Annotated in this window: 1 protein-coding gene and 1 rRNA gene; both read left to right on the top strand. The window is 54.3% G+C overall.

From position 1 onward, the window contains the following. Positions 1 to 110, top strand: a 110-nt coding sequence (locus VZ95_RS29555; RefSeq protein WP_156995529.1) for a DUF1489 family protein, incomplete at its 5' end; no start/stop codon positions are given. A gap of 292 nt (positions 111 to 402) precedes the next feature. After that, positions 403 to 1,082 (top strand): 16S ribosomal RNA (locus VZ95_RS21175); the annotation flags it as partial.

Here is a 1,082-nt window from a genome sequence, read left to right as displayed (position 1 = left end):
GTTGGCGCTACTTCGACGCCGAAAAAGCCCCGCCCGATTTGGGCTCGGAAGCCGACGACGCGATGCCGCCAGAGATGGCGGCGGAACTCAAAACCCTAGGGCTTCTCTAACCTCATGACCGATATTTAGGACTGGCGTGACAGTTTTTTTAAAAAAGCGCTTGCGGGGTTTTGTTGTTAGGCCTATAAAGCGCTTCCCAGCGACGCGGTGCCGGTGACTAAGTCACTGAAAACGCTAGCGAAACTGGGGTTGGAGCTGAGAAGTTCCGGGGTTCTTTGACATTGTAGGTTAATGGGGAAGGGTTTTGGAGTCGGCGGCCTGTTTGGTTGCTGGTTCTGAACCTTCTAGAGATAGAGAGTTTAGGATTAGTAAGGTTGCTATTGGTGGGGACATCGATAGCATCAACCTGAGAGTTTGATCCTGGCTCAGAACGAACGCTGGCGGCATGCCTAACACATGCAAGTCGAACGAGTACCTTCGGGTGCTAGTGGCGCACGGGTGAGTAACGCGTGGGAACCTGCCTTATGGTACGGGATAACGTCGGGAAACTGACGCTAATACCGTATATGTCTTCGGATGAAAGATTTATCGCCATAAGAGGGGCCCGCGTCTGATTAGGTAGTTGGTGAGGTAATGGCTCACCAAGCCTTCGATCAGTAGCTGGTCTGAGAGGATGATCAGCCACACTGGGACTGAGACACGGCCCAGACTCCTACGGGAGGCAGCAGTGGGGAATATTGGACAATGGGCGCAAGCCTGATCCAGCAATGCCGCGTGAGTGATGAAGGCCTTCGGGTTGTAAAGCTCTTTTACCTACGACGATGATGACGGTAGTAGGAGAATAAGCCCCGGCTAACTTCGTGCCAGCAGCCGCGGTAATACGAAGGGGGCTAGCGTTGTTCGGAATTACTGGGCGTAAAGGGCGCGTAGGCGGCCCTGTCAGTCAAGCGTGAAAGCCCCGGGCTCAACCTGGGAATTGCGCCTGATACTGCAGGGCTTGAGGGTCGGAGAGGATGGTGGAATTCCCAGTGTAGAGGTGAAATTCGTAGATATTGGGAAGAACACCGGTGGCGAAGGCGGCC

It is taken from the genome of Elstera litoralis, from assembly GCF_000963705.1.
Classification (GTDB): domain Bacteria; phylum Pseudomonadota; class Alphaproteobacteria; order Elsterales; family Elsteraceae; genus Elstera; species Elstera litoralis.
Note: the sequence above shows the minus strand (reverse complement) of the source record. Positions and strands in the feature narration are given on the sequence as shown.